13 protein-coding genes are annotated in these 14,966 nt (G+C 67.8%); 3 read left to right on the plus strand and 10 right to left on the minus strand.

The window, feature by feature from the left end:
* Window positions 1-11: 11 nt before the first annotated feature.
* From BWO91_RS16600 to BWO91_RS16610, 3 genes are all read right to left on the minus strand, one after another.
* The gene (locus tag BWO91_RS16600) at window positions 12-806 is read right to left on the minus strand and encodes an SDR family NAD(P)-dependent oxidoreductase (protein WP_079003341.1); all 795 of its coding nucleotides are present in this window, start codon (window positions 804-806) and stop codon (window positions 12-14) included.
* Window positions 807-958: 152 nt separating this feature from the next.
* Window positions 959-2,623 (minus strand): MDR family MFS transporter, encoded by a 1,665-nt coding sequence (locus BWO91_RS16605; RefSeq protein WP_079004033.1) that lies wholly within the window; start codon window positions 2,621-2,623, stop codon window positions 959-961.
* A gap of 32 nt (window positions 2,624-2,655) precedes the next feature.
* Window positions 2,656-3,363 carry a TetR/AcrR family transcriptional regulator gene (locus BWO91_RS16610; RefSeq protein ID WP_079003342.1) on the minus strand — a complete coding sequence of 236 codons (708 nt, stop codon included), beginning with the start codon at window positions 3,361-3,363 and terminating at the stop codon, window positions 2,656-2,658.
* 83 nt (window positions 3,364-3,446) lie between these two features.
* On the opposite strand from BWO91_RS16610, the gene BWO91_RS16615 reads away from it, so the two are divergent.
* The 3 genes from BWO91_RS16615 (at window position 3,447) to BWO91_RS16630 (ending at window position 5,664) form a co-directional block, all read left to right on the plus strand.
* Window positions 3,447-4,037: a TetR/AcrR family transcriptional regulator gene (locus BWO91_RS16615; protein ID WP_079003343.1), complete on the plus strand. Its 591-nt coding sequence runs from the start codon at window positions 3,447-3,449 to the stop codon at window positions 4,035-4,037.
* Between the two features lie 227 nt (window positions 4,038-4,264).
* Window positions 4,265-4,834: a hypothetical protein gene (locus BWO91_RS19795; protein WP_153303522.1), complete on the plus strand. Its 570-nt coding sequence runs from the start codon at window positions 4,265-4,267 to the stop codon at window positions 4,832-4,834.
* Entirely contained in the window at window positions 4,822-5,664 is an 843-nt protein-coding gene (locus BWO91_RS16630; protein WP_153303523.1) for a hypothetical protein, read from the plus strand. The genes BWO91_RS19795 and BWO91_RS16630 overlap by 13 nt, the downstream gene beginning before the upstream one ends.
* Before the next feature lie 26 nt (window positions 5,665-5,690).
* Here BWO91_RS16630 and BWO91_RS16635 read toward each other — a convergent pair whose 3' ends face one another.
* From BWO91_RS16635 to BWO91_RS16660, 7 genes are all read right to left on the minus strand, one after another.
* Entirely contained in the window at window positions 5,691-7,145 is a 1,455-nt protein-coding gene (locus tag BWO91_RS16635) for an alpha-L-fucosidase (RefSeq protein ID WP_079003347.1), read from the minus strand.
* Complete coding sequence (locus tag BWO91_RS19965; RefSeq protein ID WP_167620520.1) at window positions 7,142-7,312, minus strand: DUF6903 family protein; 171 nt, start codon at window positions 7,310-7,312, stop codon at window positions 7,142-7,144. The genes BWO91_RS16635 and BWO91_RS19965 overlap by 4 nt, the downstream gene beginning before the upstream one ends.
* Window positions 7,309-8,259, minus strand: a complete 951-nt coding sequence (locus BWO91_RS16640) for a carbohydrate ABC transporter permease (RefSeq protein ID WP_079003348.1) — start codon at window positions 8,257-8,259, stop codon at window positions 7,309-7,311. The genes BWO91_RS19965 and BWO91_RS16640 overlap by 4 nt, the downstream gene beginning before the upstream one ends.
* Window positions 8,259-9,167: a carbohydrate ABC transporter permease gene (locus BWO91_RS16645; RefSeq protein ID WP_231884403.1), complete on the minus strand. Its 909-nt coding sequence runs from the start codon at window positions 9,165-9,167 to the stop codon at window positions 8,259-8,261. The genes BWO91_RS16640 and BWO91_RS16645 overlap by 1 nt, the downstream gene beginning before the upstream one ends.
* Window positions 9,168-9,238: 71 nt before the next feature.
* Window positions 9,239-10,567: a carbohydrate ABC transporter substrate-binding protein gene (locus tag BWO91_RS16650; protein ID WP_079003349.1), complete on the minus strand. Its 1,329-nt coding sequence runs from the start codon at window positions 10,565-10,567 to the stop codon at window positions 9,239-9,241.
* A gap of 89 nt (window positions 10,568-10,656) precedes the next feature.
* Window positions 10,657-13,815, minus strand: a complete 3,159-nt coding sequence (locus BWO91_RS16655; RefSeq protein WP_079003350.1) for a discoidin domain-containing protein — start codon at window positions 13,813-13,815, stop codon at window positions 10,657-10,659.
* Window positions 13,815-14,903: a peptidyl-prolyl cis-trans isomerase gene (locus tag BWO91_RS16660; protein ID WP_079003351.1), complete on the minus strand. Its 1,089-nt coding sequence runs from the start codon at window positions 14,901-14,903 to the stop codon at window positions 13,815-13,817. Before BWO91_RS16660 ends, BWO91_RS16655 begins: the two co-directional genes overlap by 1 nt.
* Window positions 14,904-14,966: the final 63 nt, after the last annotated feature.

The following is a 14,966-nucleotide window of genomic DNA, read 5'->3' on the forward strand; positions in this document are numbered from 1 at the left end:
AGCGTGACCGATCAGCTCATGAACGGCCGCAGGTCCGGATAGCCGGTGGTCTGCCAGGCCCCGTCCACGACGAGGTTGTCGCCCGAGATGTACGAGGCGTCGTCGCTCGCGAGGAACAGTGCGGCAGCGGCGATCTCCTCGGGGGCGGCGGCACGACGGAGCGGGATGCGCTCGTCGTACGCGGCCTGCACACCGGGGATGTCGGTCAGCGACTTCGTCAACGGCGTCGCGACGAGGCCCGGTGACACCGCGTTCACGCGGATCCCGTGCTCGCCGAGTTCGAGTGCCGCCTGCTTCGTGAGCATGACCGCGCCGGCCTTCGCCGCCGTGTATCCGACGCCGAAGTGCATCGGAACGAGCGAGTTGAGGGAGGCGATGTTGACGATCGCGCCGGCCTTGCCCTCGGCGAGGAACTGGCGTGCGGCGAGACGCGTGCCGTTGAAGGCGCTGTAGAGGTTCAGCCGGACCGTGAAGTCCCAGTCCTCGAAGGAGATGTCGGTGATCGTCCCGGCACGTGATCCACCGGCGACGTTGAAGAGCGCGTCGAGCGTGCCGAAACGTTCGACGGTCTCGGCGACCAGCGCGGAGAAGTCCGCCTCGTCGGTGACGTCGGTGCGCCGACCCCACACACGATCGCCGAAGGTCTCGGCGGCGCTCGCGATCAGCTCGGCGTTGATGTCCGCGACGACCACCGAGGCGCCCTCCACGATCAGCCGCTGGGTGATCGTCGCCCCGATGCCGGACACGCCCCCGGTGACGATCGCGACCTTGCCGGCGAACCGGCCCTGGATTGATGCATTCGACATGATGCCACTCCGTTCTGCTCACCGGCTCTGGCGAGCATCTCCAGCATACGCATCTATAAGTCACATGTCAGATAGTTCCAGATGGCCCTCAGCATGACGACGCCGGCCCCGGGACGAAGCGTCCCGGGGCCGGCGTCAGGTGGCGCTGAGGCCTACCGCGGCGACTGCTCGCGATCGGCGTCCGGCCCGACGCCGTCGCCACCCGAAGTCCTGTCGAGCGAGGGCGCCCCGCTGGTCGAGGCAGGCACCTTGCCGCGCGCCGCAGCCTCGAGCGACTCGGCCTCGTCTCCACCGACGGCCTCACCACGGGCGACCAGCCCGGCGACGTCGGACAGCGGGATCTGCTTGAGGAACAACGACAGCAGGAAGGCCGCGCCGATGAACGGCAACAGGTACCAGAACACCGGAGCCAGAGCGTCGGCGTAGGCGGTGACCACACCGTCGCGGATGCCTGGCGGGAGCTGGCTGAGCGTCTGCGGGTCGATCGTCGCCGCCGCGTTGGAGGCGTCCCCAGCGCTGGCTCCCGAACTCGCGAAGACGTCCTTGAGGTTCGCGGTGAGCCGCGTGGTGAAGATCGTGCCGAACACGGCGACACCGAGCGACGCACCGACCTCGCGGAAGTAGTTGTTCGTGCTGGTCGCGGTTCCGACCATCGACGCGTCCACTGAGTTCTGGGCGACGAGCACGACGACCTGCATGATCAGGCCGAGACCGGCGCCGAAGAAGAACAGGAAGACGCAGATCAGCCAGATCGGGGTGTCCGCCGTGAGCGTCGTGAACGCGACCATGGAGGCGGCGGTGATGAGCGTGCCGATGACCGGGAACATCCGGTAGCGACCGGTCCTGGTGATCAGGTTCCCCGAGACGATCGAGGTACCGATGAGGCCGACCATCATCGGGATCATGAGGAGGCCCGATGCGGCTGCCGAGGTGCCGGACGACATCTGGAGGAAGGTCGGCACGAAGCCGATCGCCGAGAACATGCCGAGCCCGAGGGTGAGGCCGATCGCGGTCGCGTTGATGAACGTCGGGTTCTTGAACAGCGACAGCGGGATGATCGGGTCCTTGGCGCGAGCCTCGGTGATGACGAAGAGCAGCGCGGCGAGCAGCATGCCGATGCCGAACATCCAGGTCTCGATGGCACCCCAACCGTGCGCGGCGTCGCCACCGAAGTCGGTGAAGAAGATGAGGCAGGTGGTGAACGCCGAGAGGAAGATCACGCCGAGGAGGTCGATCGGCGCGGTCGCCTTCTTGTTCGGCAGCTTCAGCGTGAAGAACGCGATCGCGAAGGCCGCGATGCCCACCGGGATGTTGATGTAGAACGCCCACTGCCAGGTCAGGTGGTCGACGAAGAAGCCACCGAGAAGCGGTCCACCGACAGCGGAGAGACCGAACACCGCGCCGAGCGGGCCGAGGTACTTGCCGCGCTCGGAGGCGGGCACGATGTCGGCGATGATCGCCTGCGACAGGATCATGAGGCCACCGCCACCGAGGCCCTGGACGGCACGCCAGACGATGAGCTGCGTGAAGTCGCCCGCGAACGCACAGCCGACGGAGGCGATCGTGAACAGGGCGATCGCGACGAGGAAGAGCCGACGACGGCCGAGGACGTCACCGAACTTGCCGTACACGGGCATGACGATGGTGGTCGCCAGGAGGTAGGCGGTGGTGAGCCAGACCTGGTGGTCGACGCCGCCCAGCTGTCCGACGATCGTCGGCATGGCGGTGGAGACGATCGTCTGGTCGAGGCTGGAGAGCAGCATGCCCGCGATGAGGGCGGCGAAGATGATCCAGATGCGGCGCTTGGTGAGCAGCATCGGGCCCTCGGTGGGTGCGGCGGTGGCGGCGGTCACTGGAGGTCCTTTCGGGGAGTGGGGTTCGTGTGGGGGTTCTGGGGCGCGGCGGCGGGAGGTCCAGCGTCGGGGTCGTCGGGCTCGAGGATGGTGCGATAGGTCGCCAGGCAGTCGCGGATGGAGCCGACGATGTCGAACTCGCCGCTCTGGCCGAGCTCGGCGACGCCGCTGCCGAAGACGCGCGCCATCGTGGTCTTGATCGCCATCCCGAAGAGGTCGGCGCAGGCGCGGGCACGCGGGTCGTCTGCCGGGACGCCTTCCCGCGTGGCGATGAGCTCGACGAGCAGTTGCTCCCGCTCACGGTTGAGGCCCATGAAGCGGACCAGCAGCTTGGGTTCGCGCTCGAGGGCGGCGTGGAAGTCGACGTGCTCGGCCAGACCGAACCCGGATCGCTCCGCATGACCGGCCGCGATGAGCATGAAGTCGTCGAGCACGGCGCGCCACCCCCGCGAGCCGAGGGCGAGGAACTCGGTGGCGAACCGCTCGGTCTCCTCGGTCTCGTCGACGCCGAGGACGGCGTCCTCCTTGCTCGGGAAGTAGTTGAAGAAGGTGCGACGCGAGACGCCGACCTCCTCGCAGAGTTCCTCGATCGTGAAGCCGCTGAGCCCCTGGGTGGCCGTGAGCCGACGCGACACGGTCGTCAGCCGCGCAGCGGTGGCGGCCATCCGGTCGGACAGCCGATTCGTCGAAGTTGCACTCTGCATCACGAAGTGCAGTATTGCACTCTCCGAGCCGGGGTGCAACTTGCGGCACGAGCCGCCCAGGCGGGCCTCACTAGAGTGAACGCATGGACCCTCGTCAGGCACGAACCCGCAGTGCCCTCCGCGACGCGATCCACACCCTTGCGGCGGCGAAGCGCATCGATCAGGTGACCGTGGCGGAGGTGTCCCGGGTGGCGGGGATCACCCGCGACACCTTCTACCGTCACGCCGCGACGCCCGTCCACCTGCTCGCCGACGTGCTCGGCGAGGAACTGGATGAGACGCTCCGCGCGCACGCCGATCTTCCGGCGCACAGCGACTCGACGCTGAGCGTCTTCGACGAGTCCGAGCGCGACCTCCTGCGTCACGTCGCCGAGCACGCGACGATCTACCGCAACGCCATGCACCCCCGGCTCATCGGACCCCTGCGCGATGCTCTCACCGAACGGATCGAGCAGGCGCTCGCGCACCACCTCGACCGACACCCGCACATCGCGCCACCCCGCGAGGACGGCATCACGCCCGAGCGACACGTTCGGATGCTGGTGGCCTACGCCGGTGCCGGCACGGTCGCAGCGATCGAGGAGTGGCTGCGATCCGGAGACCTCGACGACATCGACGCGGCGGCCCGCACGGTCATCGCCGCCTCCCCCGCCTGGTGGCTCGGCCGCTCCTGACCGCGGCGCCTCGGCCTGGGCCCCACGCCAGCGCGGTGCGCTGACGCGAGCGCGGGTCACCGACGTGGGCGCGCCCCTCCGGAGACCCGCGCTCACGTCCCCCGGGGTGCGCTCACGTCAGCGCACCGCGCTGACGCGAAGGCCTCATTCGCGACATATGTCGGTTTAGGCATATCTGCTCTGTGGATAGCCCGAGGGGCCTCCTCGACCGGCCGTAGCGTCGAGGAATGTCAACGACCTCCCTGCCTCGAACCACCTCCGCTCTCGCTCTCACGATGGGACTCCTCGCCCTCACCGCGTGCACTGAAGCCGAGCCGGCTCCCCCTCCGAGGAGCACTCCACCGGTCTTCGAGAACGAGGAACAGGCCCTGGCCGCGGTGACGGAGACGTATCAGGAGTTCATGCGGATCTCGAACACGATCCTCATCGAAGGGGGCGTCGAGGTTGAGCGAATCGACGTCATCGTCGGAGACGAGTTGGCTGAGTTCGAGCACGGCAGCCTCATCGAACTCGCTACTGCGGGAAAGACTCTTGTGGGTGCACCGACACTCGTCTCGACCCGCATCTCGGAGTGGTACTCCTCCCCAGACTCCCTCGGTGTCGTTGCGAAGGCGAAGTCTTGCATTGATCTCAGCTCAGTCGATGTCCTTGACGCTGCGGGCAACTCGACGGTGAGACCAGACCGCCCGCGGACCCGCACATGGGCTTACGACGTAGGTGTCGGTGGCGCGGGGCAGGCGGGCTTCGTCCTTCTCGACCACGACGTAGACGCCGAAGGAGAGTCATGCGAAATCTGAGATGCGCGTTGGCGACCGCGACGGCCCTACTCGTCGCGATCACGCTCGCACCCGCAAGCGCCGCGTTCGCCACCTCATGCGGTTCGGAGGGCCAGTTGGAAGGCGCTTGTGTCGGCAATGGGTCTATCGACATCGGTGGCAGCGTCGAACGCCCTGGCACCGGCGGTGGCTCCGGCGGCGGGACGGGCGGAGGGGGCGGCGGCGGTTCGGCCGAGTTGCCACCCGGGGTGACCGACGGGCCCAACGGTGAGCGGACGGTCTGCAGCCTCATGCGGCCGGACGAGTGCTACACCTTCACGCCCGGCGACCTCGGCACCGACCTCGGAGCAGCACCCGCCGCGCAGCCCGTCACGATCCGCGACGTCGCCAGCTTCGCCCCCGCCGCACCGACCGTCGCCACCGAACCCGCCACCTGGGGTGTCCGTGGGCTCCACACGAACGTCATCGCAGGTGCTTCCGGACACACCCGCACCGGCACGCTCCTCGGTCAGGTCGCGGAGGTGCACTTCATCCCCGTCGGTTTCACCTTCGACTACGGCGACGGCGACACGACCACCACCCGGACCGGTGGATCCTCGTGGGCTGCTCTCGGGCTCGCGGAGTTCTCCAAGACCCCCACCAGTCACCGCTACACGACGGTCGGAACCAAGACCATCACCGTCGAGGTCGAGTACGCCGCCGAGTACCGCATCGGCGACAGCGGCTGGCTCCCCGTCATCGGGACCCTGCCGATCCCGACCGAAGAACCCCACACGGTCCAGATCGTCCGCAACTCCACCATCGGCGTCGACAAACCCTGCCGACCCGGCACACCCGCCATCGGCTGCTGACCTCACACCCGCACCGGAGGAGATCGTCAGGAGCTCGTGAAGACCGCAAGCCGCGCAAGCTGCGGCTGGGCTCGCGATGCGGTGATCGTCACACGCAGCTCGGTCGTCTCGACGGTTTCGAACCGGAGGATCCGCTGAGCACCCACCGTCGCTGCCGAAGCGAGCACCCGCGGCACACCGGCGGCGTCCACCACCGAGACCTCGACCCCCTCGATCACTTGACCGTGCGCGATCGCCTCGCGCACGCTCACTCCGGACACCAGCTGGGGTCGATCCCAGCGGAGCCGCAGGGTCGGCAGCGGATCGTCGTCGGCCGGACGCCACGTCACCGGGTCCGACTGTGACCCGGTCCCCGTGATCGACGCGGCCGGCACGGGCGCGCTCGACATCGTGAGCAGGGCTGAGCCGGCGACATCGAGCCGTTCCAGGTCGTCGATGAGTCGGCCGAGACCGGCAAGGCTCTCGAGGTCGGGATCCGCGATCAAGCCCTCCCTGGTGGGCGGCAGGTTGAGCAGGAACGTCGCGTTCCCCCCGACACTGCGCTCGTAGATGTCGAAGAGTTCCTCGGCCGAGCGGACCACCCCGTCCTCGGAGGGGTGATGGAACCACCCCGGACGGATCGAGGTGTTGACCTCCGCCGGGTACCAGACGAGCGGCTCCCTGGTCGCGAGGATCGCAGCGCGGCTACCGAGGTCGTCCTCGTCGGACTGGACGGCCCGGGAGAACAGCCCGTCGTCGACCTGCTGCGAGCGGTCCGCGGTGCGCTCGGCATCTCGCAGCGACGCAGGGACCACACTCCACTCGTCAGCCCGCGTGGACCCGGCCTCGTTCCCGCACCAGCGCACGTCCGGCCCGCACACGCTGATCGCCGCGTTCGGCTGCAGCTCGCGCACGACCGCGTAGTAGCGGTCCCAGTCGTACAGCTGCTTCCTGCCGTTCGGCCCTTCACCGTTCGCGCCGTCGAACCAGACCGAGAACAGCTCGCCGTATCCGGTGAGGAGCTCGGTCAGCTGCGCGACGAAGAAGTCGTCGTACGCGTCACCCGAGCCGTAGCTCGGCTCGGCGCGGTCCCACGGCGACAGATAGACGCCGAACGCCAGCCCCGCCGCGCGACACGCTTCCGCGACCTCTGCGACGAGGTCGCCTCCACCGTCCCGCCACGGACTCGACGCCACCGAGTGGTCGCTGACGGCCGTCGGCCACAGCGCGAAGCCGTCGTGATGCTTGCAGGTGAGGATGAGCCCGCGCATGCCGGCGCTCTTCGCCGCCGCGACCCACTGCGCCGCATCGACGCCAGCCGGGTCGAACACGGCGGGCGACTCGGTGCCGTCGCCCCACTCCCGATCGGTCATGGTGTTGACCCCGAAGTGGATGAAGCCGTAGAACTCCATCCGCTGCCACGCGAGCTGCCGGGGCGACGGCACGACGGCGACCGCTTCCGCCAACCGCGCAGCGACCGTCTCCGCCGAGCCGCCGCTCATCGGAACTTCCGGTTGTAGAGGGCGAGCAGCGTGATCAACCCGGCGAGTCCGAGGAGCATCACCCCGAGGTTCAGCCACCCGACGGACTGGTTGGCGATGATCACCGCTGCGACGCAGATCACGAAGACGACCGCCGCGACGACGGCTCCCACACGTTCCTTGGTCATTCCTTCAGCCCTCCGGCTCCGACGTTCTGCAACAAGCGTTTCTGGATGATGATGTAGAGGATCACGACCGGGATGATGACGATCACCATGCCCGCGTACAACCGCCCGTAGTCGGCTGCCGCACGCTGTGCCTGGAACAGGTTGAGCAGTCCCACCTGCAGCGTCTTGTTCTCGCCCGGGATGAGCGACAGGGAGATGATGTAGTCGTTCCAGTAGCTCAGGAAGTTGAACAGGATCGCCGTGCTGATCGCCGGCATCGCCATGGGCAGCATGACCGTCCGCATCGTGCGGAACCGGGACGCACCGTCGAGCGTGGCGGCCTCCTCATAGGACACCGGGATGGTGCGGAAGTAGGCGAGCAGCAGGTAGATCGTGAACGGCAGCGACGTCGCCGCGTAGACGAGCCCCAGCACGAACAGGTTGTCGATGAAGAAGCCGCTCGGCATGAAGGTCCGCAGGGCCTTGTCCCACCCGAGCAGCATGAGGAAGATCGGGATGACGATGTAGTTCACGTTGATGAACAGACCGGCGAGCAGCAGTGTCTCGAGGATCGACTTGCCGCGGAACTCGAACCGCGCCAGCGCATAGGCGGCCGGCACGGCGATGATCAGCACGAAGCAGAGGCCGACGACCGTGACGAGCAGGGAGTTGAGCAGATACGGGCCCATGTTGGCGGCGACGAACGCGTCGACGAAGTTCTGCCAGTGCAGGCCCTCCGGGAGCGCCCAGGGGTTGCCGTAGAACTCGCCCTTGGTCTTGACCGATGCCATGACGACCCAGAGCACGGGCACCAGGATCATGAGCGAGATGAGGATCAGGACGAGGTTCGAGATCCACGACACCGGCCGACGACGACGGACGCGCTGACGGGAGGTCGGACCAGGCGGGACCGACGAGGACGGCGGCGTGACGATCGGGGGGACTGGGGCTGAGGTGGTCGTGGTCATCAGAATTGGAGGACCTCTCGCTTGGTCGCGCGGCTGATGATGAGCGCCGCGAGGAATGAGAACAGGAAGATCGCTGTCCCGATGGCCATGCCGTAGCCGTAACTCGAGTTCGTGTACGCCTGCTTGTACATGTAGTCGAGGAGGACCTCGGAGGCGCCGTCCGGACCGCCGCCGGTGAGTGCCCGGACGAGCACGAACGCGAGGTTGATCGAGCTGATGATGAAGAAGATGAGGGACGTGCGGAGCGTCTCCCAGACGAGCGGCAGCGTGATGTCGAAGAACTGCCGGAACGGGCCGGCACCGTCGAGCGCGGAGGCCTCGTAGATCTCGGCCGGGATGTTCGACATGCCCGACATGTAGAGCACGAGGTAGTAGCCGAGGGACTGCCAGACCATCGCGAAGGCGATGCTGTACATGATGATCTTCTGGTCGCCGAGCCAGACCTGCGACAACGAACCGAGGCCGAGGAAGTTCAACGAACCGTTGATGAGACCGTTCTGCTGGTCGTACACCGCGGAGAAGATCGCTGCGACGACGACGATGGACAGCACGCTCGGCAGGTAGAGGACGAACCGGTACAGGTTGCTCGCCCGCACCTTGCCCTGGGTCATGACCCCGGCGAGGACGAGCCCGCCGGCCATCGTCACGATGGAGACGACGACGAGCAGGAAGACGGTGTTCTGGAACGCCCGGACGAACTGCATGTCACCGGCGAGGGCGATGAAGTTGTCGAAGCCGGCGAACGTGGGGGTGCCGCCGACGCCGGTCCAGTTGTAGAGCGACATCCGGAAGACGTCGAAGGTCGGGACGACCATGAAGAGCACGTAGAGGATGATCGCGGGCGCGACGCACAGCAGCACGAAGCGGTTCTTCCCACGGGTGTTGAGGGAGACGGGGCGTCTGGCCACAGCGCGTCCTTTCTGCGAGGAGGGTGGTGCGCCCGTCCGACCAGGGGATCGGACGGGCGCACCGGTTCGGATCAGCCCGCGAGCTGGTCGGTGAGCTTGTTGCTCGCCTCGTTGACCTGGTTCTGCCAGTCCTCGAGGGTCATGGTGCCGGAGAGGACGCTGTTGGCCGCGTCGAAGAGCGTGGCCTTCAGGTCGACGCCGGGGACCGGCTTGGTCGCGGCGAAGGCACCGACGACGGCCTCGACGCCGGGCTCACTGTAGACGGCGTAGAAGTCCTTCGCCTCACCGGTCAGGCGCTCAGGGAGCCCCTGGATCGGCTGGATGGCGTTCGCCTTCGCGAAGATGTCTGCGGCCTCGTCCGAGTACAGGTACGCGATGAAGTCCTTCGCCGCGTCCTTGTGCGCCGCCTCCTTCGGGACCCACGCCGACTCGACGAACGTCGTCAGGTAGCGCGTGCCGTCGGCCTCGGGAGCGGGGACCGGGGTGAGCCCCCACTGGAACCCGTCGGTGCGCGGGGCCTCCTTCATCTCGTTCGCGATCCAGGAGCCGTTCGGCATGAAGAGCGTCGTGCCGTCGAGGATGGTCTGCTGGTTCTTCGTGAAGTCCTGCCCGTTCGCGTAGCCGACCGTGGTCGGGGCCGCGTAGCTGAGGAGCTTCGTCGTGAGCTCGAGCGCCTCGGTGGCCTCATCCGTCTTCCACACGTCCTGCTTGTAGGTGAGGACGTCGTTCAGGAACTCCGGTCCGCCCACTGCCGACAGCAGCGAGAAGAAGTAGGAGTCGAGGTAGCCCGCCGTCGGGTAGGTGAACAGCGAGATGCCCTCGGCCTTCGCGGTGTCGCCGAGCTCGAACATCTCGTCCCAGGTGGTGGGGACGGTCCATCCGTTGTCGGCGAACAGTTTCTGGTTGTACACGAGGCCGGTCGGCGACGCGTACATCGGCATCAGGTAGACCTTGTCGTCGCCGTAGGGATTGGTGTTGAGGTTGCCGACGATGCCGGGGGTCAGCTTGTCGCCGACCGTGACGTCCTCGCCGGGGATCTTCTCGTCGAGGACACCGGTGAGGTCTTCCAGGTTGTTGTCGCGGACGAAGGACTCGGTGAAGCCCTCCTTCGCACCGAGGCCGAGGAAGACGAGGTCCGGGTAGTCACCGGCCGCGACCTGCGGGGTGAGTTCGTCGGCGAGGGTCTTGCTCGTGGTGAGCTCGATCTTCACGTCGGGGTTGAGCTTCTCGTAGGCCGCGACCACCTCCTTGTACATCTCGGCGCCGTAGCCGCCTTCGAATGCGGCGATCTTCAGGGTGTCGGCGTCGTCGCCGCCCGTCCCGGAGTTGCCCGCACAGCCGGCGAGCATGCCGACCGTCGCGACGGCGGCGATGACGCCGAGGGTTCTGGTGCGCTTCATGACAAGGGTCCTTCCCAGTGCTGGTGGGTGGTGCAGGGGGTGGTGGGGGTGTGTTGTGGTGCGGGGATGGGCGAGGGTGCTGCGGTCCGTCATCGGTTCATGGCCGATGCGCGACGGGCCCGCAGGGTGAGTGCTGCTGCTCCGGCCAGCAGGAGGAGGATCCCCGCACCTGCCGGCACGAGGCCGTCGACTCCGGTGCTCGCAAGCGAACCGCCGTTGGAACCGGTACCGGTGGCGCCAGATCCACCGGTACCGGGGCTTCCTGCGCTGGGCGTGCCGGGCGTACCCGGTCCACCCGGCGTGACCGGGGTGCCGCCACCGGGCTCGAAGGCCTCGATCGCGGCGTTCAGCGCGACGACCGCAGCTTGCACGTCGGCGTTCGTCACGGCGGTGTTGCCGGTCGCGACGGTGTCGCGGTTGACGAGGGCCAGGACCGCCTCGGCCGAGGCGACCGCCGCGGTCAACGTCTCGGCACCGTCCGCCGCCGGAGCAGCGGCGCGCGCCGACTGAGCCGCGGCCGGCGTCGGGGCGAGGAGGGCCTTCGCCGTGCCGATCGACGCCGCGAGTTCGGTCGTGTCGACGATCTCGACCGTGACCCGCTTGGTCGCGTTCGAGCCGAACTCGAAGACGACCCCGGAGGTACCGAGCTCCTTGTCGGCGGCGAACGCGTTCGTGAGGGTGATCGTCGCGCCCTCCGCGGTGTCGGTGCGGATGTAGTCGGCACTGTCGAGGCTGCCGACGATGGCGCCGGAGGGCTGGACGTACCGGAGACCGGTGAGCGTGTCACCGTCGAGGTCGACCGTGAACGTGGGCAGGTTGTCGGGGTCCTCGGCCATCGCGGCGTTCTTGTCCATGACCGCTGCCGTCGGGGTCACCGTGGGGTCGGTTGCGGCTACCGCACTGTTGAAGACGCTGATGGTGGTCAGGGTCGGCGCGTAGATCTGGCCTGGCAGGAGACTCTCGAGCGACACCCGGAGCTTGGAGCTGGTGACGGATTCGAAGTCCTTCACGACCTTGCTCGCGCCGATCCCGGTCTGGGAGGAGAACGTCACCCAGGCCCCGGCCGCCGCGTCCCATCGCTGCAGGGAGAAGGCGTTGACGCGAGGATCGGTGCCCGAGTCGGTGAACTCCGAGAGGTCGACCTCGTCGAAGGTCGTGTCGGCACCGAAGTCGATGTCGATCGTCAGCGGATAGGTGGCGTCGTCGGCACCGGCCCAGCGCGTCGCCGGGTCGCCGTCGACGAGCTTGCCCGCGTTGAACTCGAAGTCGTTGTGCGGGTGCGTGCTGCTGGCGACGATCGGCTTGCCCTTGGCGAGGTCGACGCGCGTGTCCACGCCCTCGTTCTCGATCGGGTCAGTGTCGACCGGGTTCTCGACCTTCGTCCCGACCGCGGCCTCGTACAGCCCGATGTCGACGCCGTCACCGTAGTAGAGCTCGGTGCCGAAGAAGTCGTCCGAGCCGATGCGCTCGTTGTACCGGCCGGCATCGATCAGCGGCGAGGTCTCCTGCAGCTTGAACAGGGACGCGGAGTCGCGGATGGCGTCGACGCCGGCGTCCTTGGCGTAGTCGGCGGGGTTCCCGACGAACTGCGGGTCGCCGACGACGGCACGCTTGTCCACCGGCTGGTTGGCCGACTGCGCCCCGCTCGCCTCGAAGTAGGCGTTGTTCGAGAACACGCCCTTGTCGAGGCCGCCGGCCTTCCGTGCCCAGTTCGTGGAGGTGGTCGTCGAGGTGTTGTAGAAGATGTTGTTCGCGAAGTAGACGCGGTCCTTCAGCACCTCGTCGTGGAAGCTCTCGAGCTCCGCGCCGTCGTAGACGAAGACGTTGTTGAGGATGTACGTGGGCGAGTAGTTCGACGACAGCATGTTCTTGAAGATCACACCGTTGTCGTTGACGCTGAGGTTGTAGCGGGCTATCGAGTTGGAGCTGTTGCCCATGTAGGACATCCAGCCGCCCTGGTTGTCGTGCGAGTAGTTGTGCTCGTAGGCGACGTTGAAGTTGGTGAACTCGAGGTCCCACGGGGTCGCGTCGTACTCGTTGGCGGGGCCGCCGTAGATCTCGTTGAAGCGCATCACGCTGTCGGCGCCGGCCCACAGGTAGAGGCCTGCGGAGACCTGGTTGTAGCGCTCGAGCCAGCCGTTGGCCTCGTTGTACTCGGCGGTCAGGCGCTGGGTGTTCGCGAACTGGAACGGACCCTGGCCGGTGCTCTCGGCGTAGTTGTGACTGATCGTCACGTCGCGGCTGTAGAGGTCGCGGTCGCGGACCCAGAGCTGTTCCCAACCCTCGTGGTACTTGCCGGAGGCGTCCGTCTGGCCCTGCTGGTCGCCGAACCAGTTGAACGCGAACTGCACCGCGTGCAGCTCGACCTTCTCGAAGGTGTTGTCCTGGATGCTGATGTCCTCGAAGTGGTGGCCACCCGTCGGGTACGCCGTGTACTGCTGCGAACCGAACACCTGGAAGTTGACCCCGGCGTAGTGGATCTTCTGCCAGGAGCTCGGGCCGTCGATGTCGTGGGCGAAGACGTTCGATATCGAGATCCCGCGCATGATCGAGTCGGCGCCGGCCTCGAGCTTGTCGGCGTTGATCGAGACGGAGATGCCGTCGCGGACGTAGCTGCCCGTGGTGATGTCGGTGGCGAAGTCGTCGTCGTTCGACACCTCGAGGTTCGCGATGTGGACGTACTGCTGGTTGCGGAGGATCACCGCGCCGGTCAGTCCGACGGTCTCGGGGTTCTTGACACCGGGACTCGTGAAGGGGCTGGGGACCTGTCCGTTCGTCGCGATGTAGGGACGGCGCGCACCGGCGTCACCGTACGCGTCGATGACGATGGGCGCGGTCTCGGTGCCCGAACCCTTCGGCCACAGGGAGGTGTTCGACCAGGTCTCGCCGGCCTTCAGCAGCACGCGGTCGCCCGGCGCGAAGGTCTTCGCGTTGACCGGGGTGAAGCTCTTCCAGGCGGTGGCCGCCGACGTGCCGGTGGCCGTGTCGTCCCCGGCGGTGGCGTCGACGAAGTAGTCCGTGCCACCCGTCGTGTTCGGGGTGTCACCGGCCCAGCCTGTCGGCGCGGCCGCCGCCTGGACGGCGGTCCCCGCGGTGGTCGGTGCCGCGGACGCCGCCGGAGCGAAGGCCGTGGCGAAGAGGGCGGAGAGCCCGAGGACGGCGAGTCCTCGGAGGGCGGGGTGCTGGGCTGACCGGTTCCGACGTCTGCGTCGGGGTCCCGGGATCGCCGCGGGGGTGGCGGTGTTCATCAGTGCGTGTCCTCCATCGTGAGTTGGTGCAGGGCGTTGCTGTTCATCTGGCGTACTTGGGCCGCGACGCGTTCGGCGATGAGCGCGTCGAGGGCGGTGCTCTCGAGCTGGGCTCGGATCCGGTCGGCATAGGCGGTGAAGGCGGCGTCCTGGTCGACGGTGACGGCGTCCACGCGGTAGACGACGTGCTCACCCAGCTCCACCACGGGCGAGCTGAGCGCACCGGCAGGCAGGGTCGCGACCTCGGCGACGAGGCGCGGGTCGGGTGTGCGGGAGCCGCCGTCGAGGAGACCGGTCGCGCCGTCGAGGGTGGACGCGGAGACGGTGGTGTCCGGGTCGGTGCCTGAGACGGCGTCGACGCCCTCCGCGGCGAGTCGTGCCGCGAACTGCTCGGCGGTGGTCGAGGCGAGCGGCACCGCGATCCGGGTGAGCTGGTAGGTGGAGGCGTTGAGGGTCCAGTCCTCGGCGTGCGCGTCGAAGGCGTCCCGGACCTCCTCGTCGGAGACGTCGATGACCGGATCCGAGCCCGAGCTCAGTGCAGAGACGAGCCTGGTGCGGAGATCGGCGATCGTCCGGCCGTAGAACTCCTGTGCGCGGAAGGAGGTGAGTCCGTAGACGACCTCGCCTTCGTCGAGCTGCGCCGCGCGGGCGGTGTTGGTGTCGGCGAGGGCCTGTTCGAATCCGGCGAAGTCCGAGAACGGGACGAGTCCGCGCTCGTGCCCGAGGTCGAGCACCACGCGGTCGGCCGCGAGCTCGTCGAGGGCCGCCGTCCGGAGTCGATCGATGGCGGTCGCGTCGCCGAGCGGTGCTTCCCAGTCGACGGAAGCGGATCCGGTCTCGACGAGGACCTCGTTCTCGATGGCGGGTCGGACGCGCTCCATGTGGAAGAGCAGCTCGTCGCGGGTGACCGAGGCTCCGTCGATGGTCCCCAGCTCGGCGGGTGCCGCACCCGCGCCGCTGACGGCGACACCGACGACGACGGTTCCCGTGAGCACCAGGGCTCCGGCGGCGAGCAGCAGCCGCGAGCGGTGCCGACCACGTGAGATCGCACCACGGAGGCCGTGGGCGGGAGCGTCGGTGCTGGTCATCGGTGCGGCCTTTCCGTGGGAGTGGAGCGGGGTCGGCGGTGCTTGGCAGTCATGCTGGCAGAA

The sequence above is a fragment of the Plantibacter flavus genome, assembly GCF_002024505.1.
Lineage (GTDB): Bacteria > Actinomycetota > Actinomycetes > Actinomycetales > Microbacteriaceae > Plantibacter > Plantibacter flavus_A.

Coding starts and splice junctions, on each gene's coding strand:
- BWO91_RS16605 (WP_079004033.1), bottom strand. CDS start 2,623: ATGCTGCTCACCAAGCGCCGCATCTGGATCATCTTCGCCGCCCTCATC.
- BWO91_RS16600 (WP_079003341.1), bottom strand. CDS start 806: ATGTCGAATGCATCAATCCAGGGCCGGTTCGCCGGCAAGGTCGCGATC.
- BWO91_RS16640 (WP_079003348.1), bottom strand. CDS start 8,259: ATGACCACGACCACCTCAGCCCCAGTCCCCCCGATCGTCACGCCGCCG.
- BWO91_RS16615 (WP_079003343.1), top strand. CDS start 3,447: ATGGACCCTCGTCAGGCACGAACCCGCAGTGCCCTCCGCGACGCGATC.
- BWO91_RS16610 (WP_079003342.1), bottom strand. CDS start 3,363: ATGCAGAGTGCAACTTCGACGAATCGGCTGTCCGACCGGATGGCCGCC.
- BWO91_RS19965 (WP_167620520.1), bottom strand. CDS start 7,312: ATGACCAAGGAACGTGTGGGAGCCGTCGTCGCGGCGGTCGTCTTCGTG.
- BWO91_RS16660 (WP_079003351.1), bottom strand. CDS start 14,903: ATGACCAGCACCGACGCTCCCGCCCACGGCCTCCGTGGTGCGATCTCA.
- BWO91_RS16635 (WP_079003347.1), bottom strand. CDS start 7,145: ATGAGCGGCGGCTCGGCGGAGACGGTCGCTGCGCGGTTGGCGGAAGCG.
- BWO91_RS16650 (WP_079003349.1), bottom strand. CDS start 10,567: ATGAAGCGCACCAGAACCCTCGGCGTCATCGCCGCCGTCGCGACGGTC.
- BWO91_RS19795 (WP_153303522.1), top strand. CDS start 4,265: ATGTCAACGACCTCCCTGCCTCGAACCACCTCCGCTCTCGCTCTCACG.
- BWO91_RS16630 (WP_153303523.1), top strand. CDS start 4,822: ATGCGAAATCTGAGATGCGCGTTGGCGACCGCGACGGCCCTACTCGTC.
- BWO91_RS16655 (WP_079003350.1), bottom strand. CDS start 13,815: ATGAACACCGCCACCCCCGCGGCGATCCCGGGACCCCGACGCAGACGT.